This is a genomic window from Paraherbaspirillum soli, assembly GCF_042654985.1.
Lineage (GTDB): Bacteria > Pseudomonadota > Gammaproteobacteria > Burkholderiales > Burkholderiaceae_D > Paraherbaspirillum > Paraherbaspirillum soli.
On record NZ_JBHSMT010000005.1, the window covers coordinates 74,326 to 97,876 of the forward strand.

The 23,551-nt window shown below is 57.3% G+C and carries 21 protein-coding genes; 6 read left to right on the forward strand and 15 right to left on the reverse strand.

Annotated elements, in window-relative coordinates:
• Nucleotides 1–88: 88 nt before the first annotated feature.
• The 4 genes from ntrC to glnA all read right to left on the reverse strand — a co-directional run bounded on the left by ntrC (nucleotide 89) and on the right by glnA (nucleotide 5,132).
• Nucleotides 89–1,615, reverse strand: coding sequence for a nitrogen regulation protein NR(I) (gene ntrC, locus ACFPM8_RS01265; RefSeq protein ID WP_378994142.1), 1,527 nt, complete (start codon nucleotides 1,613–1,615; stop codon nucleotides 89–91).
• A 122-nt stretch (nucleotides 1,616–1,737) separates the two neighbouring features.
• Complete coding sequence (gene glnL / locus ACFPM8_RS01270; RefSeq protein ID WP_378994144.1) at nucleotides 1,738–2,820, reverse strand: nitrogen regulation protein NR(II); 1,083 nt, start codon at nucleotides 2,818–2,820, stop codon at nucleotides 1,738–1,740.
• A 174-nt stretch (nucleotides 2,821–2,994) separates the two neighbouring features.
• Complete coding sequence (locus tag ACFPM8_RS01275) at nucleotides 2,995–3,474, reverse strand: DUF4124 domain-containing protein (protein ID WP_378994146.1); 480 nt, start codon at nucleotides 3,472–3,474, stop codon at nucleotides 2,995–2,997.
• Nucleotides 3,475–3,716: 242 nt separating this feature from the next.
• A complete protein-coding gene (gene glnA, locus ACFPM8_RS01280) occupies nucleotides 3,717–5,132 on the reverse strand; it encodes a type I glutamate--ammonia ligase (RefSeq protein ID WP_378994148.1) in 1,416 nt (471 codons plus the stop codon).
• Nucleotides 5,133–5,538: 406 nt separating this feature from the next.
• Between glnA and ACFPM8_RS01285 the strand changes: the two genes are divergently transcribed.
• Nucleotides 5,539–6,003, forward strand: coding sequence for a rhodanese-like domain-containing protein (locus ACFPM8_RS01285; RefSeq protein WP_378994150.1), 465 nt, complete (start codon nucleotides 5,539–5,541; stop codon nucleotides 6,001–6,003).
• 29 nt (nucleotides 6,004–6,032) lie between these two features.
• Here the strand turns inward: ACFPM8_RS01285 and ACFPM8_RS01290 are convergent, their stop codons facing one another.
• The 4 genes from ACFPM8_RS01290 to ACFPM8_RS01305 all read right to left on the reverse strand — a co-directional run bounded on the left by ACFPM8_RS01290 (nucleotide 6,033) and on the right by ACFPM8_RS01305 (nucleotide 10,524).
• Nucleotides 6,033–6,956 carry a delta(1)-pyrroline-2-carboxylate reductase family protein gene (locus ACFPM8_RS01290; RefSeq protein WP_378994152.1) on the reverse strand — a complete coding sequence of 308 codons (924 nt, stop codon included), beginning with the start codon at nucleotides 6,954–6,956 and terminating at the stop codon, nucleotides 6,033–6,035.
• A 26-nt stretch (nucleotides 6,957–6,982) separates the two neighbouring features.
• Nucleotides 6,983–7,993: a trans-3-hydroxy-L-proline dehydratase gene (gene lhpH / locus ACFPM8_RS01295; protein WP_378994154.1), complete on the reverse strand. Its 1,011-nt coding sequence runs from the start codon at nucleotides 7,991–7,993 to the stop codon at nucleotides 6,983–6,985.
• Nucleotides 7,994–8,214: 221 nt separating this feature from the next.
• Complete coding sequence (locus tag ACFPM8_RS01300; RefSeq protein ID WP_378994156.1) at nucleotides 8,215–9,324, reverse strand: branched-chain amino acid ABC transporter substrate-binding protein; 1,110 nt, start codon at nucleotides 9,322–9,324, stop codon at nucleotides 8,215–8,217.
• A gap of 300 nt (nucleotides 9,325–9,624) precedes the next feature.
• Complete coding sequence (locus ACFPM8_RS01305) at nucleotides 9,625–10,524, reverse strand: SDR family oxidoreductase (protein ID WP_378994158.1); 900 nt, start codon at nucleotides 10,522–10,524, stop codon at nucleotides 9,625–9,627.
• Nucleotides 10,525–10,536: 12 nt separating this feature from the next.
• Here ACFPM8_RS01305 and ACFPM8_RS01310 point away from each other — a divergent pair, with 12 nt between their 5' ends.
• The 4 genes from ACFPM8_RS01310 (at nucleotide 10,537) to ACFPM8_RS01325 (ending at nucleotide 14,128) form a co-directional block, all read left to right on the forward strand.
• Complete coding sequence (locus ACFPM8_RS01310; protein WP_378994160.1) at nucleotides 10,537–11,559, forward strand: CDP-6-deoxy-delta-3,4-glucoseen reductase; 1,023 nt, start codon at nucleotides 10,537–10,539, stop codon at nucleotides 11,557–11,559.
• A gap of 92 nt (nucleotides 11,560–11,651) precedes the next feature.
• Nucleotides 11,652–12,863: an acetylornithine transaminase gene (locus ACFPM8_RS01315; protein WP_378994162.1), complete on the forward strand. Its 1,212-nt coding sequence runs from the start codon at nucleotides 11,652–11,654 to the stop codon at nucleotides 12,861–12,863.
• 35 nt (nucleotides 12,864–12,898) lie between these two features.
• Nucleotides 12,899–13,375, forward strand: a complete 477-nt coding sequence (locus tag ACFPM8_RS01320) for a C40 family peptidase (RefSeq protein ID WP_378994164.1) — start codon at nucleotides 12,899–12,901, stop codon at nucleotides 13,373–13,375.
• 414 nt (nucleotides 13,376–13,789) lie between these two features.
• The gene (locus tag ACFPM8_RS01325; protein ID WP_378994166.1) at nucleotides 13,790–14,128 is read left to right on the forward strand and encodes a hypothetical protein; all 339 of its coding nucleotides are present in this window, start codon (nucleotides 13,790–13,792) and stop codon (nucleotides 14,126–14,128) included.
• A gap of 296 nt (nucleotides 14,129–14,424) precedes the next feature.
• On the opposite strand, the gene lpdA is transcribed toward ACFPM8_RS01325, so the two are convergent.
• The 6 genes from lpdA to ACFPM8_RS01355 form a co-directional block, all read right to left on the reverse strand.
• Complete coding sequence (gene lpdA / locus ACFPM8_RS01330) at nucleotides 14,425–16,503, reverse strand: dihydrolipoyl dehydrogenase (protein WP_378994168.1); 2,079 nt, start codon at nucleotides 16,501–16,503, stop codon at nucleotides 14,425–14,427.
• A 103-nt stretch (nucleotides 16,504–16,606) separates the two neighbouring features.
• Complete coding sequence (locus tag ACFPM8_RS01335; protein ID WP_378994170.1) at nucleotides 16,607–17,173, reverse strand: Ntn hydrolase family protein; 567 nt, start codon at nucleotides 17,171–17,173, stop codon at nucleotides 16,607–16,609.
• Nucleotides 17,174–17,260: 87 nt separating this feature from the next.
• Nucleotides 17,261–18,577 (reverse strand): dihydrolipoyllysine-residue acetyltransferase, encoded by a 1,317-nt coding sequence (aceF, locus tag ACFPM8_RS01340; protein WP_378994171.1) that lies wholly within the window; start codon nucleotides 18,575–18,577, stop codon nucleotides 17,261–17,263.
• A gap of 125 nt (nucleotides 18,578–18,702) precedes the next feature.
• On the reverse strand, nucleotides 18,703–21,399 hold the full coding sequence (gene aceE / locus ACFPM8_RS01345) for a pyruvate dehydrogenase (acetyl-transferring), homodimeric type (protein WP_378994173.1): 2,697 nt from the start codon (nucleotides 21,397–21,399) through the stop codon (nucleotides 18,703–18,705).
• 434 nt (nucleotides 21,400–21,833) lie between these two features.
• A complete protein-coding gene (plsY, locus tag ACFPM8_RS01350) occupies nucleotides 21,834–22,466 on the reverse strand; it encodes a glycerol-3-phosphate 1-O-acyltransferase PlsY (RefSeq protein WP_378994175.1) in 633 nt (210 codons plus the stop codon).
• Nucleotides 22,467–22,480: 14 nt separating this feature from the next.
• A complete protein-coding gene (locus tag ACFPM8_RS01355) occupies nucleotides 22,481–22,972 on the reverse strand; it encodes an aminoacyl-tRNA deacylase (RefSeq protein WP_378994177.1) in 492 nt (163 codons plus the stop codon).
• On the opposite strand from ACFPM8_RS01355, the gene ACFPM8_RS01360 reads away from it, so the two are divergent.
• Nucleotides 22,971–23,264, forward strand: coding sequence for a hypothetical protein (locus ACFPM8_RS01360; RefSeq protein ID WP_378994179.1), 294 nt, complete (start codon nucleotides 22,971–22,973; stop codon nucleotides 23,262–23,264). The genes ACFPM8_RS01355 and ACFPM8_RS01360 overlap by 2 nt on opposite strands.
• Nucleotides 23,265–23,272: 8 nt before the next feature.
• Here ACFPM8_RS01360 and ACFPM8_RS01365 read toward each other — a convergent pair whose 3' ends face one another.
• Complete coding sequence (locus ACFPM8_RS01365) at nucleotides 23,273–23,455, reverse strand: hypothetical protein (RefSeq protein ID WP_378994181.1); 183 nt, start codon at nucleotides 23,453–23,455, stop codon at nucleotides 23,273–23,275.
• Nucleotides 23,456–23,551: the final 96 nt, after the last annotated feature.

The window sequence follows — 23,551 nt, forward strand, 5'->3', positions numbered from 1 at the left end:
TGCTGTCGGTCAGAGTCATTCTCGGCGAGAAAATGATCGAGAAAAACCCCTGACCCGTTTAACTGCTGCGGCTGTATTTATAGAAAAGTCAGTCGTCCTTCACACCAACAATCCCCAACTCCTGAATCTTGCGGGTAATCGTGTTGCGACCGATCCCGAGACGGACCGCGGCGTCGTTTTTTCGACCGTGGGTATGCTTCAATGCGATCTTGATCAACGCCGATTCAAACTGGCGCCCCAGCACATCCATAACATCGGAATCACCGTGCGCCAGCATCTGTGCGGCTTCTGCTTCGAGCAGGCCGATCCAGTTCTGCTGTTCGCCGATGGCCGGCTCCAGGATTTCAGGATGTCGCAGCGCCACACTGCTGTCGCTAGCAACGGCCGCTGCGACAAGATGCGGCTGGGACTCGGCCGCTGGATGGCCGCTGGTCGCGGCGGCGCTGCTGATGGTCTGGACCCGCTCGCTGACCAGCTCCGGCGGCAAATCCTTGACCTCGACGGTTTGCCCGGGCGCCATCACGGTGATCCAGTTACACAGGTTTTCCAGCTGGCGCACGTTGCCCGGCAATTCAAGGCCGCTCATGAAGCGCATGGCGTTATCCGACAGGCGTTTGCTTTCGACCCCGAGTTGTTTCGCACTCTGGCTCAGGAAATATTGCGCCAGGATCGGAATGTCCTCGCGCCGCTCGCGCAGGCTAGGCAAACGCAGACGGATCACATTCAAGCGGTGATACAAATCTTCGCGGAACAAACCTTCGCGCACCCGCGCTTCCAGGTTTTGATGGGTGGCAGCGATGACCCGAACGTTGGCTTTCAATGATTGATGACCGCCGACGCGGTAGAAATGGCCGTCCGACAGAACCCGCAATAGGCGCGTCTGCAAATCGAACGGCATGTCGCCGATTTCATCCAGGAACAGGGTGCCGCCTTCGGCCTGTTCAAAGCGTCCGCGACGCGAAGCCTGGGCCCCGGTAAATGCGCCGCGCTCATGACCGAACAGTTCCGACTCCAGCAGATCTTTTGGAATCGCCGCGGTATTCAAGGCGATGAACGGTTGTGAAGCGCGCGGACTATGTTTGTGCAAGGCGCGCGCGACCAGCTCTTTGCCGGTGCCCGATTCGCCGGTGATCAACACGGTCACGTTCGATTGCGACAAGCGGCCGATGGCGCGAAACACTTCCTGCATCGCCGGCGCTTGCCCCAGGATCTCAGGCGTGTCGCCGGCAGCTTGTTCAACCCTGGCTTCGCGCAGACTTTCTTCCAATGCGCGGCGAATCAGCTCGACCGCCTTATCGACATCGAACGGCTTGGCCAGGTATTCAAAGGCTCCGCCCTGAAATGCGGCAACGGCGGAATCGAGATCGGAAAACGCGGTGATGATGATGACCGGGATGCCGGGATGTTTGGCTTTTACGGTTTGCAGCAGCTCCAGGCCGGATGCGCCCGGCATGCGGATGTCCGAGACCAGCACCTGCGGCGTGGCGGTTTGCAATGCTTCCATGGCGTCGCGCGCATTGGAAAAACTTTTGGTGCTCAGATTCTCGCGGGCCAACGCTTTTTCAAGCACCCACCGTATCGATTCGTCGTCATCAACAATCCAGATTGGTTTCATATTTTTTCTCTTTATACCGTTCTAAGGATGTGTGCGAGTGTCCTGTCGTAAATAAGTTCGATATGACGTGCTCCAATTCATTTGCTCGAGCTATTTACGGGACAGGGCACCATGAACACGCTTTAAGGCAGTGGTATCAAGATTCTGAAATCCGTACACCCCACCCGACTTTCACACTCAATCACTCCCATGTGTTGTTGCACAAAAGTTTGTGCAAGCGTCAATCCCAACCCACTCCCGCCCTCCCGTCCGGATACCAACGGGTAAAAAATGCGTTCTTGGATCTCGGCCGGGATGCCTGGGCCGTTGTCGATGATATGCAAGTCTAGTGCCAGCCTGTAGCGTACTTTGGCAACTGTCACCTGACGCGCGACGCGGGTCTGGAAGGTCAATTCCGCATCGCCGCTTTTGATCCGTTCGCCCAATGCTTGTGCGGCATTGTGGGCGATGTTGAGAATCGCCTGAATCAGTTGTTCCTTATCGCCGCGAAATTGGGGGATCGACAAATCGTAATCGCGCTTGATGGAAAGACCGGCGGGGAATTCAGCCACGATCAGGCTGCGCACCCGCTCGCATACTTCATGAATATTGACGTCGCCGACGATCTGCGCCATCCGGTGCGGCGCCAGCAGCCGGTCGACCAGGGTTTGCAGGCGGTCGGCTTCCTTGATGATGACTTGGGTGTATTCGCGCAATTCCTTGAGCTGGCGTTCCGGCAACTCAAGTTCCAGCAACTGGGCGGCGCCGCGAATCCCGCCCAACGGGTTTTTGATTTCATGCGCCAGGTTGCGTATCAGCTCTTTGTTGACCTGGCTCTGGTCGATCAAGCGCTCTTCGCGTTTCAATTTGAGTTGCTGCACGTTCTCGCGCAACTCGATCAAGACTGGGGTCTCGGGCTTGTCCAGCGCGGTCACGATGGTATCCACCAGCAACGGCTCACGGCCCATGCGCTCCAGGATCAGATCCTGCCGCAGATCGTCGAACTGATGTTCCAACGCCTGCTGAAAAATGGCAGTCAGCTGCTCGCCGTTCAGGAACAGATCGGTCAGCGTTTGTTGGGCGAACAGCTTGAACGAACTCTCCAGCAGGTTTTCCGCAGCGGCATTGGCGTAGACGATGCGTCCGTCTTTATCCAACAGCAGCACTGCCGATGCCAGTAGATCAAGGCCGTCCAGTGCTTTCGCTTCAGCAGTTTTGATGGGCATCCGAGCGTTTCCTATGATTAAGATGGGGCATTTTTCAGAGGATACCAAGCATCGGCATGCAGGTTGCAACACGATGGTGCGTCCGGCACGACAAGCTCTGAATCTGCCAGGAAAAAATAAAGGCCGCAGATGCGGCCTTTATTTATAAAGCAAGGTTGATACCCAGTGCTGAATTTATTTCAGATTGGACAGTTCCCGCTTGAGGGCGTCGATGTTCTTGTTAGCCCGATCGATATCCCCCTTCATGCCTGCCACGCGCTCCTGATATTTGGCGTAGTTGCGCTCGTTGCCTTGGCGTTCCGGCGCACCTTCGTTGTAATCCTTTTGCAGGTCGGCGAGTTTCTTCTGCTCCGCCTCCAACTCATCCTTCAAAATCTGACGGCGATCATTGTCGCGTGTTTTTTGAGTGCCGTTATCGACCTTTGGAAAATCGGAAGGGGTGGCCGGTGCGGGCTTGCTGGCAGCCGCCGGTTTGCTTGATCCGCCACCCGATGAAGGATTGGATGAAGTCACGGTCAGGGGGGGCAAATTAACTTTCTTGCAGCCCTTGGTATCACCTGTGTTCTTGTATTCCTTGACACCATTCTGGTCGGTGCAAAGATAAACTTCGCTTTGCGCATAAACATAGCCGCTGGTGATGCTGGCGACAGCCAATAGCAGGATTCCGGGGAAAAGACGCTTCATAGACTTTCTTCGCAATTCGATAGAGTCGCTAGTTTATGTCAAGAAACTGTCAATGACAAACCATCCGCCGGAGTCGCCTTCTTGCGCACGGCAATAAGCCGGTCAGGTGTTGCGAAAATGCGAAAGGGCGGGAAAAGTAGACTTTTCCCGCCCTTTCGCTGTTGACCGGGATTGCATTGCGCAGTCCCGGTCAAGCCGACTTCCAATATTACTTATACCGAGTAATACATATCAAATTCAATCGGATGCGTGGTCATGCGGAAGCGTTGAACTTCCTGCATTTTCAGCTCGATGTAGGCATCGATCATGCTGTCGCTGAAGACGCCGCCGCGGGTCAGGAACTCGCGATCCTTGTCCAGCGCTTCCAGCGCCTGATCCAGCGAAGAACAAACGGTTGGGATCAGTTTGTCTTCTTCCGGCGGCAGGTGGTACAGGTCTTTCGACGCTGCTTCGCCTGGGTGGATCTTGTTTTGCACGCCATCCAGACCAGCCATCAGCAATGCCGAGAAGCACAGGTACGGGTTGGCCAGCGGGTCCGGGAAACGGGTTTCGATGCGACGGCCCTTTGGATTTGCCACGTGCGGGATGCGGATCGAAGCCGAACGGTTGCGTGCCGAATAAGCCAGCTTGACCGGTGCTTCATAGCCAGGAACCAGACGCTTGTAGGAGTTGGTGCCTGGGTTGGTGATCGCGTTCAGCGCGCGTGCGTGCTTGATGATGCCGCCGATGTAGAACAGCGCGAATTCGGACAGGCCGGCATAGCCGTCGCCGGCGAACAGGTTCTTGCCGTCTTTCCACACGGATTGGTGCACGTGCATGCCGGAACCGTTGTCGCCAACGATAGGCTTAGGCATGAAGGTTGCGGTTTTGCCGTAGGTGTGGGCGACGTTCCAGATCACGTACTTCATGTTCTGGGTCCAGTCGGCGCGCTCGGTCAGGGTCGAGAACTTGGTGCCGATTTCATTTTGGCCGGCGCCGGCCACTTCGTGGTGGTGCACTTCGACCGGGATGCCGAGCGATTCCAGGATCAGGCACATTTCCGAACGCATGTCCTGGAAGCTGTCGACCGGAGGCACTGGGAAATAACCACCCTTGACGGTTGGACGGTGGCCGGTGTTGCCGCCTTCGAGCTTGCTGCCGGTGCTCCAGGATGCTTCTTCCGAACCGATCTTGACGAAGCAGCCCGACATGTCGGAACCCCAACGCACGTCGTCGAAAATGAAGAATTCAGGCTCAGGACCGAAGTAGGCGGTGTCGCCCAGGCCGGACGATTTCAGGTAGGCTTCGGCGCGCTTGGCGATCGAACGCGGATCGCGGTCGTAGCCCTTGCCGTCGGATGGCTCGATCACGTCACATTGCATGAACAATGTGGTCTCTTCCATGAACGGGTCGATGTTGGCGGTGTTTGGATCCGGCATCAACAGCATGTCGGAAGCTTCAATACCCTTCCAGCCAGCAATAGAAGAACCGTCAAATGCGTGACCCGACTCAAATTTATCGATATCAAAATGAGAGACAGGAACAGTTACGTGCTGCTCTTTGCCTTTGGTGTCAGCGAAGCGAAAGTCAACGAATTTGACTTCGTTGTCTTTTGCCATCTTCAAGACTTCTGCGGCTGTCATTGCCATGTGAATCTCCTAAAATGAGGAAGTACTGCGTGAGAAAGTACTGCGAATTTCGAATGATGCGTTGAATGGTGCGGACCTGACAGCCGTATCCTGCTGCCTGGTACAGCCCAAACTCAGTGCAGGATGATAGCAGAATCCATGCCACCGCCCTTTTTTGGGTATTGCTTATGCACTATCGTCTTTAGCTTGCTTCCTAGCCTGGCGAGTAACTTGATTCGGTCGTTTTCGCGCATCATCGGCACTTTCTGCGCTTTGGCAAAATCACCAAAGCGGTGCCACCAAAAATAAAGGCACCGTTCCAGTGCATCAAATCACAAAACCCAACTGAATGCACTGTATTGGTGCAGACAGTTTACGCCCTTTTGTAACGCTACAATAATCAGTTTATTGTTCCAGGAGAAATAAAATGAGCACGGCTACCGACCTTCTGACCATTGCCCGAGAACGCGGCAAAAGCGAGCAATTGCCTTACGCAGGAGCGCTCACGCCGAGCGAGACATTTGCCTTGATACAGGCAGATCATGCCGCCATCCTGGTGGATGTCCGTACCGCTGCCGAGCGCGACTGGGTGGGCCGGGTCGCGATCCCCGAGGCCCAGCATGCCGCGGTCCAATGGTCGCTCTACCCTGGCGGCGTTGCCAATCCCGATTTTCTGAGCCAGTTGGCCCAGATCGCGGAAAAAGGCACGCCCTTGCTGTTTATGTGCCGCTCAGGCGTGCGCTCGCGGCACGCCGCGACCTTGGCAACCGGACACGGCTACAGCAATTGCTACGATATCCTGGAAGGATTTGAAGGGGAAAAAGATGCTGATGGGCATCGCAAGAATGTCAACGGCTGGTGCAAGGCGGGCTTGCCGTGGATCGGCGCTTGAGAGCCCGCACTACCTAGTCCGCTGCCGGATCATTTTTCTAACGAGGCGATGGCAACCCGGGCAGCGGCCAGATCCCAGGCTGCCTGACCGACTGTTTTGAAGACCGGCAAGGCTGGCTGCTGCTCGATGCCAAGCGCCAGCACTTCCGGCAATTCGCGTACTTTGCTCCAGTCGATATTGGCTTGCAGCAAATCGCCTGCTTCGTGTTTGGCTCCCGCCAGGCAGTCCACCACCACCGTCCGGCTATGCAATAGTTGCGCCGGAAATTCGACCATATCCGGTTTGAACGCCCCCACCCCGATCGCCAGCGTGGTCGGTGCAATATGCGCCGGGATCACGGCCGTCTTCGATGTGGTCAACGCAATCACCACATCGGTACGCGGCAAATCGGTTTCCAGCGCAGCGGCGCTCAGCGCTTTCACCACGATATGCGGATGGCGCTGTTGCAGCGCATCGCAGAACAGCTGCGTTTTTTGCAGGTCGCGCGCGGCAACCCAGAACTCGGTCACCCCGAAATAATCCACCAGGCCGTCGGCATGCGCGATCGCCTGCACCCCGGTGCCGATCAATAAGGCGGAAGTCGGCTTGACCGGCAATAAGGCCTGGATACCGAGCAAACTCACCGCCGCGGTACGACGGGCGGTGACGGTCGGGCCGTCCAGCAGCGCCAGACGGCGGCCGGTGGAAGCGTCAAACACCACCACCTCGCCCTGAATCGCGGGCAACTGGTGTTGCGCATTATTGGCGTGCACGGTAACCAGCTTGGTGATGCCGAGATCGGCGCTGATTGCCGGCATGCAGAGCAGCGCGCTGGCTTGGTCGATCTCAATCACCATCCTCTCGGGAGCATTGATCTTGCCTTCACGCAGCTGTTGCGCGGCCAGTATCAGCGCCGGCACCAGCGCGGAATATGGGAGTGCGGCGGCGGTTGCTTCGGCATCGAGAATCTGCATGTGTATTTAACCCAATCTCAATTTAATTAGCGTAAAAAGAACCCCTGCGGAAACGGGTCGCTGTCTTCCAGCACCCACTGATTGAAACCCATGATGTGAGCGTTACCGGTCACTTCAGTGATCGCCGCATCGAATGGACCAAGCTTGACGGTGTCCGTCACCCGTACCCGAAAACAGCTGCCGACTATACTCTCGTTGACCAACATTTGCCCCAGCTTCAGCTTCTGCCTGAAGAACAATTGCGCGGCACGGCCGGAGGTCCCGGTGCCGGTCGGCGAGCGATCGACTTCGCGGTCGGCAAAGATGCAGACATTGGCCTGATCGGCCGTCGGGTCGTTCGGCGCGCCGTCGATGATGGTGCCGTACAGCGTGTCCAGTCCCGGCTCCAGCGGATGCTGGATGCGAATTTTTTCTTGCACCGCCTGCTTGGTTTCGGCGCCCAGCTGGATCAGCGTGCGCACCTGCTCCGGCTTGACCTTGACTTGGGCCTGGTCGGCATTGATGTAGTAATAAAACGCGCCGCCGAAAACGATGTCGCCGACAATCTTGCCGAAACTCGGCGTCTCGACTTCAACGTCGCGCTGATAAATAAATGCCGGCACATTGCGGAAAGTGACGTTGCCTGCGCGGGTGCCGTCCCATTCAACCTGCGCCTCGATAAATCCGGCCGGCGTGTCGAAACCGATGCGCGTCAACGGCATGCTGCGCTCGACCTGATTCAGTTCGACCAGCACCTTGCCCAGCGCGATGATGCCGTGACCGCACATATCGCTATAGCCTTCGTTATGAATGAAGATCACGCCGAAATCCGCCGCCGGCGTGGTCGGCGGCAGCAGGTACGCGCCATACATATCGGCATGGCCGCGCGGCTCGTTCATCAGGAACTGGCGCACATCGTCGCGGTGCGTTTTCAGCCAGCTGCGGCGTTCCAGGATAGTGTTGCCCGGCACCGGCGGCAAACCGGACATGACAATGCGCAGCGGCTCGCCGCCGGTATGCGCATCAACCGTATGTATCGTGCGTGTATAGCTCAGCATGTTGGGATTTTTCTTTAAGGGATTTGGAGACTACGGGGAGGATACTGCTGGGGACGACCGGGTTGGTCTGTTGGGGACAGAGTAATTCGTAGCGCTTGGCCACTCCTAAACCCTGCCCCGCAATTGCTTTTCGTTGCAATTTAAACGTTGTGGCTAGTCAGTTGGGGACAGAGAAATTGTTGTGGCTTCTCTGTCCCACAATTGCTTTCTAACGCAACTAGTTAGTAGCTAGTCAAAGCCACAGGCACACCACCCTTGAACTGGAACACCGTGACTGGCGAGTCCTTCAGGTCGTGCTTGGCATCAAACTCGTAGGAGCCGGCGACGCCCTTGAATTTGATTTTTGCCAGCATTGGTTGATATTTCGCCGGCTCCACCGAATTCGCTTCCTTCATCGCCTGAGCGATCACCATCATGCCGTCGTAAAACGATGCAGCATAAGTTTCGGCAGGACGATTGAAACGCTTCTGATACTCCGTCGCGAATGCTTTGCCGGCAGCCTGTTTGTCCAGCATTGCTCCGCCTTGCGTGCAATACACTTGATCGGTGATCGCATCGCCGCCGAGACGGCCCATTTCCGGTGCGCAGATACCGTCGCCGCCCAGCATCTTGGTCTTATCCAAGCCGAGCTGTTTCATCTGACGCGTCATCGGACCGCCCTGCGGCGAGTAGCCACCGTAGAAAATCGCGTCTGGTTTTTCAGCCTTGATCTTGGTCAGGATGCCGTTGAAATCGGTTGCCTTATCGTTGGTGAATTCGTGACCGACGATTTGCAGGCCATTGGCTTTTGCGACTTTTTCGAACTCGTTGGCTACGCCTTGGCCGTAAGCAGTACGGTCATCGATAATCGCAACCTTCTTGACCTTCAGTTCCTTGGCTGCGTACAACGCCATCTTGCCGCCCAACTGGCTATCGCTGGCAGCGACGCGGAACACATTGGCATACCCTTGCTCGGTAATTTTCGGGTTGGAGGCGACTGTGCCCATCACAATGCCGGCGTCGTTATAGACTTTCGATGCTGGAATCGTCACACCCGAGTTATATGGTCCAACGATTGCCTTGACGTGCGCATCGACCAGCTTTTGCGCAACGGTCACGCCTGCCTTCGGATCGGCCTGGTCGTCTTCCATCTGTGCTTCGAATTTGACTTTCTTGCCGCCGATGACCATGCCCTGCGCGTTGAGCTTGTCGATCGCCATTTCCAAGCCGCCCTTATTGTCATTGCCTGCCGCTGCCTGGGCGCCAGTCAGCGGGCTGCTGAATCCGATTTTTACTACTTGTGTCTCCTGCGCCATGGCGAGCGCCGGGAACGCTGCCAACATAACCATCATGAGTTTGGTCCGTGCGTACATGGCAATCCTTTCGTCTGTCTTTAATTGTTTAGTTTTTTATCATATCGGCATGCATCGACGGGCGTGCATGCCGGGGTCGTCTCTTGCAAATCGAATCCTAGCAGGGACAAGACCACATTAAATTTTCTTATGTGGCAACTTGCCCGTAGATTCGATGGGAAAATATCGCGATTTAGAGGGGATTTCAAGGCCACTATGACTGGAAAGACATCTATTTGGCGGCTTCGGGCTGTTAATGACAATCTGGCACGGTTTGCTTGCTAATTCCCGACGCCGGCATCAGCATTTCCCGTCAGCAATCATCGCTGACAATGCGTTCTGCACATCCGGATACTTTAACTGCACACCCAGTTCCGACTTGATCCGCCGATTTTGCAGGCGGCGCGATTCCGACATGAACGACAACAGCATCGGCGACACGACTTTCTGCAACTCGGCCCGGGGCAGCCGCGGCGGACACGGCAGCGCAAACGCCGCGGCCACTGCATCGAAATATTCCGCCATCTTCAAGGTCGAATCATCCGCCGCGTGATAAACCCGCAACGGCGATGCCTTGAAAATCGCCGCCACAATGATGCGCGCCAGGTCGTCGGCATGAATATGGTTGGTGTATACGTCGTCCTCGGCAATCAGGGCCGGCGTGCCCTTGCGCAGACGCTCGAGCGGCAAGCGGTCGGCCGCATAAATACCCGGCACCCGCAGGATGGCCAAACGCGCCGACCGGCGCCGCGCCCAATGGCGCAAGACCTGCTCCGCATCGACCCGGCGCCGGGCGCGGCCGTTGTGCGGCATCAACGGCCGCGTTTCATCGATCAGGGCCCCGCCGCAATCGCCGTAAACACCGGTCGTACTGATATAAACAAGTGTCGTCCGCTCAGGTAAAATGGCGACCAAATTGCGGGTGCGCTGATCTTTTTCACTGACGGAATGCGGCGGTGCCAGATGCACAACGATCTGCGCCAGGCAGCTCAAGCGCGCTAGTGTTGCAGGCTGATCCAGGTCGGCCACCAGCGGGATCGCCCCTGCGGCGCGTAGTTCGGCGCAACGCGCAGGCTGACTGGTCACCGCGAATACCCGGAAACGGTGTCTTAACAACGGCAACAAACGCATGCCAACGTCGCCGCAGCCAAGAATCAGCAGGCGCGGTTTGCCGAAACTGCTTTGTTTTATATTTTTCATGTACAGGATTGTATGAGTTTCCAGGTAACCGTTCAGCCGAGTGGTCGGCAATTTAGTTGCGACGAGGGCGAAACCATTCTAAACGCGGCAATCCGCGCCGGTGTCGGTTTGCCTTACGGTTGCAAAAATGGCGCCTGCAGTTCTTGCAAGGGAAAACTGCTGGACGGCGACATCACCCATGGCGCGCATCAGGAAAAGGCGTTGCCGGTCAAGGAAGAAGAGCTGGGCTTTGCCTTGTTCTGCTGCGCCACGCCGCATTCCGACGTCACCATCGAAGCGCGCGAAGTGGCCGGGGTCGGCGAATTCCCGATCCGCAAAATGCCGGTCCGCATCGCCAAAATCGACAAGGTCGCGAATGACGTGATCGTGCTGTCGCTGCAATTGCCCGCCACCGAGCGACTGCAATATCTGGCAGGCCAATACGTCGAGGTTCTTTTGCGCGACGGCAAACGCCGCAGCTACAGCATGGCCAACGCGCCGTACAAGGACGAGCTGATGACGCTGCATATTCGCCACATGCCCGGCGGCCTGTTTACCGATCAAGTGTTTGCCACGCTGAAAGAGCGCGACATCTTGCGCCTCGAAGGCCCACTCGGGACTTTCTTCCTGCGCGAGGATTCCGATAAGCCGATGCTGTTGCTGGCCTCCGGCACCGGCTTCGCGCCGATCAAGGCGCTGGTCGAGCAAGCGGTCCACAACCAGTCGCAGCGGCCGATGACACTGTACTGGGGCGGTCGCCGTCCGCAGGATTTATACATGCACGCGCTGTGCGAAGAATGGGCCCGCACGCTACCCAACTTCAGCTATGTCCCGGTAATTTCGGATGCGCTGGCGGAAGATCAATGGAGCGGCCGCAGCGGCTTTGTGCATCAGGCGGTGATAGCCGATCTGCCGGATCTGTCCGCCTACCAGGTCTACGCCTGCGGCGCGCCGATCATGGTGGAGTCGGCGCAACGGGATTTTGTCGCGTTGTGCAAACTGCCGGAAGAAGAGTTTTATGCCGATTCGTTTACTTCCGAGGCCGATCTGGCTTAAACCGCTGTTTCCGTTTTTTTCCGCCTGCGATTTCTAGCAGTCGCTTTCATCAAATTTAGTGCTTAACTTAGTGCATAACAGGAGTTTCGAAAATGGAGTTCAACCAGTACGCCGTCAATGACCTGATGTATATCACCAACCGTCCGCCTCTCGTGTTCACCGAAGGCAGCGGCATGTGGATGACGGATCACAACGGCAAGCGCTATCTGGATTATTTGCAGGGCTGGGCGGTCAATGCACTGGGCCATTCGCCGCAATGCATCCAGGATGCCCTGGTTGCGCAGTCGAAAAAAATCATCAATCCGTCGCCCGCGTTTTTCAACGCGCCGTCGATCGAGCTGGCTACGCTGCTGACCGACAACTCCTGCTTCGACCGCGTCTTTTTCACCAACAGCGGCGCCGAAGCCAACGAAGGCGCAATCAAGCTGGCGCGCAAATGGGGCAAGAAGAATCCCAATAAGGCAGGCCAAAACCGCTTTGAAATCATCACCTTCAACCATAGTTTCCACGGCCGTACGCTGGCCACCATGTCGGCCAGCGGCAAGCCGGGCTGGGACACGCTGTTTGCGCCGCAAGTCCCCGGCTTTCCAAAAGCCGAACTGAACGATCTGGCTAGTGTTGAAAAACTGATCAACGAGCACACCGTGGCCGTCATGCTGGAGCCGGTGCAAGGCGAAAGCGGCGTGATCCCGGCTTCCCGTGAATTCATGCAAGGCCTGCGCGAGCTGACCAAAAAGCATGGCCTGCTGCTGATCGTTGATGAAGTACAGTCCGGCATGGGCCGTACCGGCGAAATGTTCGCCTATCAACTGTCGGGCATCGAACCGGACATCATGACCCTGGGCAAAGGCATCGGCGGCGGCGTGCCGCTGGCAGCCTTGCTGGCGCGCGAAGAAATCGCCTGCTTCGAAGCGGGCGATCAAGGCGGCACCTACAACGGCAATCCGCTGATGACGGCGGTTGGCGTAGCCGTCATCAAGACCCTGCTGGCGCCGGGCTTTATGCAATCGGTCAAGGACCAGGGCGCCTATCTCAGCGCCGAGCTGACGAAACTCAGCGCCAAGCATGGACTCGACGGCGAACGCGGCGAAGGTTTGCTGCGGGCGCTCAAGCTGGGCAAGGATATCGGTCCGCAAATCGTCGATATCGCGCGCGACCTGAATCCGGTCGGCCTGCTGTTGAATTCGCCGCGCCCCAACTTGCTGCGCTTCATGCCGGCGCTGAATGTGACGACGGCTGAAATCGACCAGATGATTGCGATGTTGTCGGATGTCTTGAGCACGCTGGAAAAAAAACAGGCTTAAGCAGCTAACTGAAAATAATCGGACCAAGCCAAGCGATGACGTTGAGACGCCTTTTTATCTGTTGTTGCGCATTGCTGCTGGCGGCATGCGGCGGCGTGAGTTCCATCCGCGACGACGCTTCCATCCCTTACAGCGAAAAAGGTAATGACATCGTCATCTATTCGCTTGGTCTGATCGATACCAACTATCGCTTCGGCGGCAAGAATCCGGAAGCCGGACTGGACTGTAGCGGCATGGTCAGCTACGTGTATCGCCAGGCCGCCGACGTCAAGGTCACAGGCAACGCCGCCGATATCGCGCGTCAGGGAAGATCCATCCCCAGGAGTGAAATGCGCGCCGGCGACCTGGTGTTCTTCAACACCATGAACCGCTCCTTTTCACATGTCGGCATATACATCGGCGACGGCCGTTTCATCAACGCGCCATCGACCAACGGCAAGGTCAGGATAGACCGACTCGACAATCGCTATTACGCACAACGGTTTGAGGCGGTGCGGCGTTATTTCGATTGAATTGGTTGTTACAGTCCACCAGCTTCTTCGCCTTCATTGACGACGGCAGCATGCGTTCGGAACCGATCAGCAAATCCACCTCGGCGCGTTCCAGCTGACCTTCGATCTGCTGCTGATCGACGTTCACAAACGCGATTTTGACACTCGGCCCAGCTAGTTCCGACAAGCGCTCCATCAAACGCAAGCCCATACCGCCGTCGCATTGTCATTGGCCGGCAATCACAAAACGGCGGCTATCCAGATAGGGATCGAATGCCGGCCTATGTTTAATCACCGAATCCAGATCCTTCAGTGCGGCACGTAGCGGCTGGCGGACTTGGGGCAAGAAAGAGTGGTACCGGTGCTGCTCTCCGGCGATATCGACGCCGACGCTAGCGCCGTGCGGCAGGCGGAGGGATCGACCTCGCCTTCGACATGGTCGGCCAGGCCAGCGACCCGAACGCTACCCTTGCCACACTCAAAAGCCTGCGCCGGGGCGGACGGCTGGTGCTGATGGGCAGCATGCAAACGCCTTTGCCGGTGCCATATGGGGAGATGCTGCGCAATAACTGGGAACTGATCAGGCACTTCATCTACAGCCAGGCTGATTACCTGGCGCTGGTGTCACTGGTCAGGTCCGGATTGCTGTCGCTGGATGCGGTCGAGGTGATGACTTTCCCATTCATGGAATTGGAAGCCGCGATTGATCGTGCCGGGCAGATGGAGGGGCTGCAATCGACGGTGACGGTGTTCGGCGAAAATAAAAACACGTAGGGCGGATGAGCGTAGCGTTATCCGCCGTTGGATGTGCCAAGGTATGTAAAACGGCGGAAGACGCTACGCTTTTCCGCCCTACATCCTTTCCCATTCATGGAATTGGAAGCCGCGATTGATCGTGCCGGGCAGATAGAGGAGTTGCAATCGACGGTGACGGTGTTCGGCGAAAATAAAAACACGTAGGGCGGATGAGCGCAGCGTTATCCGCCGATGGATGTGCCGAGGTATGTAAAACGGCGGAAGACGCTGCGCTTTTCCACCCTACGGTCCTACATTTTCTGTCCCGCAATTGTTTAGCTTTTCTTCGGAACAAACAGATCGGTAATCGTACCCAGCCCCATTTCAGCCGCAAACATCGACGTCTCCGACAAGGTCGGATGCGCATGCACGGTCAGTGCCAGGTCTTCCAGGTCGGCGCCCATTTCCATCGCCAGCACGGTTTCGGCCAGCAATTCACCGGCATTGACGCCGACGATACCGGCACCGATGATGCGCTTGGTGCTTGGATCCCACAGCAGTTTGGTCATGCCGTCGTCACGCCCCATCGCCAGTGCCCGGCCGCTTGCAGCCCATGGGAAATTGGCTTTTTCGTAGGCGATGCCGTTGGCCTTGGCTTCAGTTTCGGTAATCCCCATCCAGGCGATTTCCGGATCGGTGTAGGCCACCGATGGAATCGTCATGGCGTCGAATTCGACCTTGTGGCCGCCGATCACTTCGGCCGCCACCTTGGCTTCGTTGGTGGCTTTGTGGGCCAGCATCGGATCGCCGCAAATATCGCCGATCGCAAAGATGTGCGGGACGTTGGTGCGTTGCTGCTTGTCGGCCGGGATGAAGCCGCGCTCGTTGACGATCACGCCGGCCTTGTCAGCGCCGATGTCCTTGCCGTTCGGACGACGGCCGACAGCCAGCAGCACCATGTCGTACAGCTGCGGTTCTGGCGACGGATTGCCGTCGACACCTTCGAACGTGGCGCGCAGGCCCTCGGTCAAGGCTTCCAGCTTGGTCACCTTGGTTTTCAGGTAAATCGCTTCGTAGCGTTTTTCGATGCGCTTTTGCAGCGGCTTGACGATGTCACGGTCGGCTGCAGGAATCAAGCCGTCGGCAAACTCCACCACCGTGACTTTGGAACCCAGTGCGTCGTACACGCAGGCCATTTCGAGGCCGATGATGCCGCCGCCGATGACCAGCAATTTCTTTGGAATCTGGCGCAATTCAAGCGCGCCGGTGGAGTCGATCAGGCGTGGGTCGTCGTATGGGAAGCCGGGGATGCGCGCCACCGAAGAACCGGCGGCGATGATCGCATTCTTGAAGCCGATCACTTTGGCGCCCTCGGCGGTGTCGACGGTAATCGTATTGGCCGAGCTGAACTCACCCTTGCCGATCACCACTTGCACCTTGCGTGCCTTGGCCAGGCCGGACAAACCGCCGGTGAGTTTTTTGATGATGCTTTCTTTCCAGCCGCGCAACGCGTCGATGTCGATTTCCGGAGCCGACAACTTGACGCCGAAATGCGCCATTTCTTCCGCTTCGGTAATCACTTTGGCTGCGTGCAGCAAGGCTTTGGACGGAATGCAGCCGACGTTCAGGCAGACCCCGCCGAGGTTAGGATAACGCTCGATCAGCACTACTTTCTGGCCCAGATCGGCAGCGCGGAAGGCCCCGGTATAACCGCCGGGACCGGCGCCGAGCACCACCGTATCGCACTCGATATCGACCTTGCCGGCGAAGCTGGACGCTGTCGGTGCCTGGACTGCTGTCGGAGCTTGCGCAGGCGCCGCCGGTGCAGCTGCGACGGCCGATGCTGCGCCGATAGCATCCACGACCGCGATCAACGATCCTTCTGCGACCTTGTCGCCGACCTTGACCTTGAGCTCTTTGATGACGCCGGCGTGGCTGGACGGAATTTCCATGCTGGCCTTGTCCGACTCGACGGTGATCAGCGATTGGTCGACTTTGACCGTGTCGCCTACCTTGACCAGCAATTCGATGACTTCCACTTCCTTGACATCGCCGATGTCCGGCACCTTAATTTCCACGGCAGCCGCGGCGGCCGCTGGCGCCGTTGCAGGCGCTGCCGCGGCTGGCGCCGGGGTGATTGCCGGTGTTGCCGCAGCCGGCGCTGCATCAGCTGCAGATGCTGCCTCCACCATCACGATCAGCGATCCTTCCGCTACCTTGTCGCCGACTTTGACTTTGATTTCTTTGATGACGCCGGCGTGGCTGGCCGGGATTTCCATGCTGGCCTTGTCCGATTCGACGGTGATCAACGACTGATCGACTTTGACTGTGTCGCCGACCTTGACCAGCAGCTCGATGACTTCCACTTCCTTGACGTCGCCGATATCCGGGACCTTGACTTCCACCATACTCATAACGTTCGCTCCGTTCTCGTCCTCCCCGCAGGGAGAAGAAATTTATCTATTCAACTTTTCAGATCCTGGCGTTGCTAGTTCCGACCCCGGAATGCGTCACCCGTCACTTCATCTCAAAACTGTGTATCCGCATAGGCGCAGCAGAACTTTTGTCGAATTCAACCCCGGCCTGAATCCCGATCTCGGCAATCTGCTGTGCGCTGCTGTCCTGGTCATAGACCGCATACATCGCTCCCAGCGCAAAATTGCGGCCGCTGCCGATACCCCAGAAGCGATCGAAACTGAACACTTCGCGATACGAATACACGCCGAAAATTCCGTAGGGATTGGCGATCAGCGCGGTGATCTGCGATGACTCGTACGGATCATCCTCATCTTCCTTGGTGTTCAGGAAATATTGATCCTTGAGGATCGTGTGCACTTTGGAAAACGTCTCGAACACTTCATCGCGATTATTCAATTTGCATTCATCCGCCATCGTGGTCAGCAGCTTGCGCATGACCGGAAAATGAGCGGCGGTGCCGGCCAGGGTGATATACGACTCACCCACCTGGAATATCTTGTTGTTGACTTCATAGGCATTCGACAGCCGGGTATCGCCGAAAGTCACCAGCGAATCCGAGGCAATTGCGATCTGCCTATTCTTTTTGACGACAACACAGGTAGTCATTGTGGTTCTCCATCGGTAGGCGCCTGACCTTGCTTGGGCGTTGACCGGCAACCGGTTCTGAAACCCGCGGTCGCCGGTGCTGCCTGCTTACAGCAATGTCTTGCGCATGTCGGCCAATACCTCGGCCAGATAAACGCTGAAACGCGCACCCATCGCACCGTCGATGACGCGGTGATCGTAGGACAAGGACATCGGCATCATCAGGCGCGGCACGAATTGCTGGCCGTCCCACTGCGGTTTGATCGCAGCTTTCGACAAGCCGAGAATGGCGACTTCCGGCGCATTGATGATAGGTGTGAACGCGGTGCCGCCGATGCCGCCCAGCGACGAAATGGTGAAGGTGGCGCCCTGCATGTCGGCCGGCTTCAACTTGCCGTCGCGTGCCTGGGCCGACAGCTCGCCCATTTCCTGGGCAATCTGGCTGATGCCTTTTTTGTCGGCATCCTTGACCACCGGCACCACCAGGCCGTTCGGCGTGTCGGCCGCAAAGCCGATGTGGTAGTACTGCTTCAGGATCAGGTTTTCGCCCTTGCCATCCAGCGATGAATTGAAGGCAGGGAATTTCTTCAAGGCGGCGACGCTGGCCTTGATCACGAATGCCAGCATAGTCAGCTTGATGCTGGACTTGGATTTGGCAAAACTGTCGTTGGCCTGCTTGCGGAATTCTTCCAGCTCGGTCACGTCCGCTTCGTCGAATTGCGTGACATGCGGGATCATGACCCAGTTGCGGTGCAGATTGGGGCCGCTGACCTTTTTGATGCGCGACAGCGGCAGCAATTCGGTCGGTCCGAATTTGGCGAAGTCGAGCGATGGCCATGCCAGCAGATCCAGTCCAACCCCGCTGCCCTTGGCGCTCGGTGCGGCACCGCCGGCGACGCCGGAAATCACGCCCTTGACGTAGTTCTGCACGTCTTCGTGGACGATGCGGCCTTTGATGCCGGAACCGGCAACCAGGCTCAGGTCGACGCCGAGCTCGCGTGCGAATTTGCGCACGGACGGCGATGCGTGCGGCTTGGCGCCGCTTGCAATGACTGGCGCGGGTGTTGCAGCCGGTGCCGGTGCTGGCGCTGCCTGGATTGCTGCAGGAGCTGGGGCTGGGGCCGCAGCGGCAGGCGCTGCCGGAGCCGGAGCCGGCGCGCTGGCCGGTGCAGGTGCGGCTGCGGCAGCGTCGGCTTCCAATACCAGGATCAGCGTGTCCTGCTTTACCTTGTCGCCAAGCTTGAGTTTCAATTCTTTCACTACACCCGCATGGCTGGACGGGATTTCCATGCTGGCCTTGTCCGACTCCACCGTGATCAGCGATTGGTCGACTTTCACCGTGTCGCCGACCTTCACCATCAATTCAATCACTTCAACTTCACTGACGTCGCCGATATCCGGGACTTTGACTTCCACCATACTCATCGCTTAGCTCCATTCATTCTGCTCACCGCCAACCGCCGGTCTGAGCTCCCTTCGCAGGAGAGTCCAGACCGGCGGTGGCGGCATGAGGAAATTTTCTTACTGGTCTAGGTACTGCTTATAGCCAGTTATTGGGTGACCGGATTCGGCTTTTCAGGGTTGATACCATACTTGCTAATTGCGGCGGCGACAACTGATGCCTCGATCTTGCCTTCATCGGCCAAAGCCTTGAGCGCAGCCACTGTCACATAGTAACGGTCGACTTCAAAGAATTCGCGCAGCTTGGCACGGCTGTCTGAACGGCCGAACCCGTCGGTACCCAGCACTTTGTATGTCCGGTCATGCGGCACGAATGCACGCACTTGTTCGGCGAAAGTACGCATGTAATCGGTCGATACGATGATCGGGCCGGTCGTATCTTTCAGGCATGCGGTGATGTGGGCCAGACGCGGCTGCTCGGTCGGATGCAGCATGTTCCAGCGTTCGATGTCCTGGCCGTCGCGCGCCAGCAGCGTGAACGACGGCGCCGACCAGACGTCGGCGTCGATGCCCCAGTCGCTGGACAGCAATGCGGCACCTTCGATGACTTCGCGCAGAATCGTGCCGGAACCCATCAATTGCACCCGCAGCTTGTTGCTCTTGCCGCCTTCTTGCAGCAGGTACAGGCCCTTGATGATGCCCTCTTCCTGGCCTTCCTTCAGACCCGGATGGCTGTAATTCTCGTTCATCAGGGTCAGGTAATAGAACACGTCTTCCTGGTCCGTGATCATGCGGCGCAGGCCATCCTGCATGATGACCGCGACTTCGTGCGAGAAGGTCGGATCGTAAGGCACGCAATTCGGGATGGTCGATGCGATCAGGTGGCTATGGCCGTCTTCATGCTGCAAGCCCTCGCCGTTCAGCGTGGTGCGGCCGGCGGTACCGCCCAGCAGGAACCCGCGGGCGCGCATGTCGCCGGCAGCCCATGCCAGATCGCCGATGCGCTGGAAGCCGAACATCGAGTAGTACGTGTAGAACGGGATCATCACGCGGTTGTTGGTCGAGTACGAAGTCGCCGCGGCGATCCACGAGCTCATGCCGCCGGCTTCATTGATGCCTTCCTGCAGAATCTGGCCTGCTTTGTCTTCGCGGTAATACATGACCTGGTCTTTGTCGACCGGCTCATACAACTGACCGACCTGGCTGAAAATACCGATCTGGCGGAACAAGCCTTCCATCCCGAAAGTACGCGATTCATCGACCATGATCGGCACCACGCGCTGACCCAGGCTTGGATCGCGCAGCAAGGTGGTCAGGAAACGGACGTAGGCCTGGGTGGTCGAGATTTCGCGGCCTTCGGCGGTCGGCTCCAGCACCGCTTTGAAAGCCGACAGCTCAGGCACCACCAATACTTCGTCAGCCTTCTGGCGGCGTTGCGGCAGGTAGCCGCCGAGCGCTTTACGGCGTTCGTGCAGATATTGCATTTCCGGCGCGTCGTCGGCCGGTTTGAAGAATGGCACTTCCGGCAGCTTGTCGTCCGGGATCGGCAACTGGAAGCGGTCGCGCATGGCCTTGATCGCTTCGTCGTCCAGCTTCTTGGTGTTGTGCGCGGTGTTGCGCGCTTCGCCCGCCTTGCCGAAGCCGTAGCCCTTGATGCTCTTGACCAGCAGCACGGTTGGCTGGCCTTTGTGTTCCTGCGCCACTTTAAATGCCGCATAAATCTTGTGCGGATCGTGACCGCCGCGGGTCAAGTGCCAGATGTCGTCGTCCGACAATTTGCTGACCAGTTCCAGCAGTTTTGGATGCTTGCCGAAGAAATGCTTGCGCACGTAGGCGCCGTCCTTGGCTTTGTAATTCTGATATTCGCCGTCGACGGTTTCCATCATCACGCGTTGCAGGATGCCGTCCTTGTCGCGCGCCAGCAGATCGTCCCAGCCCGCGCCCCAGATGACCTTGACCACGTTCCAGCCGGCACCACGGAAATCCGCTTCCAGCTCCTGGATGATCTTGCCGTTGCCGCGCACCGGACCATCCAGACGTTGCAGGTTGCAGTTGACCACGATGACCAGGTTGTCCAGTTTTTCACGGGCGGCCATGCCGATCGCGCCCATCGATTCCGGCTCGTCCATCTCGCCATCGCCGCAGAAGGCCCAGACCTTGCGGTTGGCCGTATCGGCGATGCTGCGCGCGTGCAGATACTTGAGGAAGCGCGCCTGATAAATCGCCATCAACGGCCCCAGGCCCATCGACACGGTCGGGAACTGCCAGAAATCCGGCATCAGTTTCGGATGCGGATAGGATGACAAGCCTTTACCGCCGACTTCGCGGCGGAAATGCAGCAATTGGTCTTCGCTCAGACGGCCTTCGAGGAAGGCGCGGGCGTAGACGCCGGGCGATGAGTGGCCCTGGATGTATAACAGGTCGCCGCCGTGATTTTCGGAAGGAGCGTGCCAGAAATGATTGAAGCCAATGCCCAGCATATTGGCCAGCGATGCGAAGCTCGACAAGTGGCCGCCGAGGTCGCCGTCGAGGCGATTGGCCTTGACCACCATCGCCATCGCATTCCAGCGCATCCAGGAGCGCAGGCGCTCTTCGTATTCCAGATTGCCAGGGCAATGCTCGCCGAGTTCGGCCGGGATGGTATTGACGTAAGCGGTGTTGCTGGAGAACGGGATGTGGGCGCCGCGGCGGCGCGCCAGGTCAACCATCCGCTCCATTAAATAGTGCGCGCGCTCAGGGCCCTCGTTTTCGATAACGGCTTCGAGCGCGTCGAGCCATTCCTGGGTTTCAATGACATCTGGATCGTTGGCGGCTTGGGCCAGAACCTGGTCGAGTTGGGCTGACATGCTGAGTCTCCTGAGTTTATGCACCGATCCGTTTTCGGCATCGGGCTAATGGGTGGTTCGCAAGTATCTACGTCGAATTGTAGAAGGACGGCAAATTCTAACAGGAGTTTTTTACACTTCCAAATTACGATACGTATTTTCATAATGCGAAATAATGCGGCGTAGCAGCAAAAAATAATGCGGAAAGCGCCAATTGCGAATCGACCTTTATGATGTTCTTATTATGAAAAAATAGGAATGTAGAATGCATGCTGCATCGCAGCAAACAGCCTGTTCAAGACACGATCCAATAGCTTTCAGCCAATATCAGGTAATCGGATAACAACAAAAAAGCGCTGCCCCCCCGGAAAGGTGACAGCGCTTCTTGAATTTCATGCTTGTTCGGACTCGTTGAGCCAGCAATTCAGAAATGGATTAATCAATAGGCCAGACTCTTATGCAGCCTTATTGCCGTCCTTCTTGGCTCCGATCCGGCTTTCCTTGCCGGCCAGCAGATTGCCGATGTTCTTGGCATGGCGATAAATCAGCAGCGCGCTCATCACCACGATCGCTAGCAAGATCACATCCGGACCTTCCATCAGCGTGTAGAAAAATGGCGCAAACACACTGGCGATCAATGCCGCCAGCGATGAATAACGGAAGGCGTAAGCAACCACCAGCCAGGTCGCCAATGTCGCCAGTCCCAGCCACGGATTGATGCCGATCAAAATGCCCAGCAAGGTCGCCACGCCCTTGCCGCCGGCAAAGCGGAAGAACACCGGCCACAAATGCCCCAAAAACACCGCCAGCGCGACCAGCGCAATGGCGCCATCGCCGAGACCGAATTGCGCCCCGAATTTTTGCGTCAGCCACACCGCCAGCCAGCCTTTGAAGCCGTCGCCCAGCAAGGTCAACGCCGCCGCGGCTTTGTGACCGCTCCTCAGCACATTGGTGGCCCCGGGATTTTTCGAACCATAGGTGCGCGGATCGCCCAAGCCGAACAATTTGCTGACTATCACGCCAAACGAAACCGAGCCCATCAGGTAGGCCGCAATCGCAAATAAAATCGCAAATAAAAATGTATGCATGTGTCTCTTTCGTTTTATTTAATATCTTTCAGCGCACATTGCACGGCTTTCGCCTGCAATAAAGCTGCCGCAGTATGTGGTGCTACGCCAAGCAGATAGCCGCGACGGCCACCGTTAATATAAATTTTCTCCAGCGCCAGAATGCTCTCTTCTATATAGACGGGCATTGTTTTGCGGGTGCCGAACGGGGAAGTACCGCCGATCAGATAACCGGAATGCCGGTTCGCCACCTCGGGCTTGCATGGTTCGACCGACTTGCAAGCAATTTGCCGCGCCAGGTTCTTGGTCGACACTTTGCAATCGCCATGCATCAAGACGATCAACGGCCGCGCCGCCTCATCCTGCATCACCAGCGTCTTCACCACATGATGTTCGTCCACGCCCAGCGCGCGCGCCGATGCCGCGGTGCCGCCGTGTTCTTCGTACGCATAGGGATGTTCGGAAAAAACCGCCCCATGCTTGCGCAGGAACTGCGTTGCCGGGGTCTCTGAAATGTGTTTTGCCATGCTGGACAAGCAGGCCGCACTGATCAATTTCGGCGCCTGGCTTAAGAATAATCGCGTAAAAGACGGGGGAAATCCGTTGCAAGACGACATTATGCAACGAGACTGCGGATTTGTGACGCTGTCATTAAGGACACCTCTAAAAACCTACTGCAGGGTTTGGCAAACCCGCCAATCTCTGGACTGCGATGCTCGCCGTACAGTTGTACGGCTGCAGCTGTTGCAACATCGTCATCCAGACCTTGAGCCGCTCGCTACGGTTTTTAGAGGTGCCCTTGATCCGCAGTTCATGTGAATGATGCGTTAAGGCTGTTTTGGCTCAGCTGGCGCTGGTTCCGAGCCAGGTTCATCGGTCTCGCCCGACTCGTCCGCTTCGACTTCGGTGGTGGAACCCTTCTCAAGCTTGCGCTTCAGCTTTTCTTCCTTCTTTTTTTTCTTTTCCAGTTCCTTCTGTCGCTTCTCGTACTGAAAGTTCGTTTTTGCCAATTTCGCCCCCTAAATAGTCTCTTAAATGATGTGCTACAGGATACAGGAGAATAAATGGCGCAATGCAGAATTTGGGCGCGTCAGCAGCGCGTCATG

Bases quoted from the DNA above. Each gene is read 5' to 3' on its own strand.
- lpdA (WP_378994168.1), bottom strand. From the start codon at position 16,503: ATGAGTATGGTGGAAGTCAAGGTCCCGGATATCGGCGACGTCAAGGAA.
- ACFPM8_RS01315 (WP_378994162.1), top strand. From the start codon at position 11,652: ATGGAGTTCAACCAGTACGCCGTCAATGACCTGATGTATATCACCAAC.
- plsY (WP_378994175.1), bottom strand. From the start codon at position 22,466: ATGCATACATTTTTATTTGCGATTTTATTTGCGATTGCGGCCTACCTG.
- ACFPM8_RS01355 (WP_378994177.1), bottom strand. From the start codon at position 22,972: ATGGCAAAACACATTTCAGAGACCCCGGCAACGCAGTTCCTGCGCAAG.
- ACFPM8_RS01320 (WP_378994164.1), top strand. From the start codon at position 12,899: ATGACGTTGAGACGCCTTTTTATCTGTTGTTGCGCATTGCTGCTGGCG.
- glnA (WP_378994148.1), bottom strand. From the start codon at position 5,132: ATGGCAATGACAGCCGCAGAAGTCTTGAAGATGGCAAAAGACAACGAA.
- ACFPM8_RS01285 (WP_378994150.1), top strand. From the start codon at position 5,539: ATGAGCACGGCTACCGACCTTCTGACCATTGCCCGAGAACGCGGCAAA.
- aceE (WP_378994173.1), bottom strand. From the start codon at position 21,399: ATGTCAGCCCAACTCGACCAGGTTCTGGCCCAAGCCGCCAACGATCCA.
- lhpH (WP_378994154.1), bottom strand. From the start codon at position 7,993: ATGCTGAGCTATACACGCACGATACATACGGTTGATGCGCATACCGGC.
- ACFPM8_RS01305 (WP_378994158.1), bottom strand. From the start codon at position 10,524: ATGAAAAATATAAAACAAAGCAGTTTCGGCAAACCGCGCCTGCTGATT.
- glnL (WP_378994144.1), bottom strand. From the start codon at position 2,820: ATGCCCATCAAAACTGCTGAAGCGAAAGCACTGGACGGCCTTGATCTA.
- ACFPM8_RS01310 (WP_378994160.1), top strand. From the start codon at position 10,537: ATGAGTTTCCAGGTAACCGTTCAGCCGAGTGGTCGGCAATTTAGTTGC.
- aceF (WP_378994171.1), bottom strand. From the start codon at position 18,577: ATGAGTATGGTGGAAGTCAAAGTCCCGGATATCGGCGACGTCAGTGAA.
- ACFPM8_RS01360 (WP_378994179.1), top strand. From the start codon at position 22,971: ATGCTGGACAAGCAGGCCGCACTGATCAATTTCGGCGCCTGGCTTAAG.
- ACFPM8_RS01290 (WP_378994152.1), bottom strand. From the start codon at position 6,956: ATGCAGATTCTCGATGCCGAAGCAACCGCCGCCGCACTCCCATATTCC.
- ntrC (WP_378994142.1), bottom strand. From the start codon at position 1,615: ATGAAACCAATCTGGATTGTTGATGACGACGAATCGATACGGTGGGTG.
- ACFPM8_RS01335 (WP_378994170.1), bottom strand. From the start codon at position 17,173: ATGACTACCTGTGTTGTCGTCAAAAAGAATAGGCAGATCGCAATTGCC.
- ACFPM8_RS01300 (WP_378994156.1), bottom strand. From the start codon at position 9,324: ATGATGGTTATGTTGGCAGCGTTCCCGGCGCTCGCCATGGCGCAGGAG.
- ACFPM8_RS01325 (WP_378994166.1), top strand. From the start codon at position 13,790: ATGGTCGGCCAGGCCAGCGACCCGAACGCTACCCTTGCCACACTCAAA.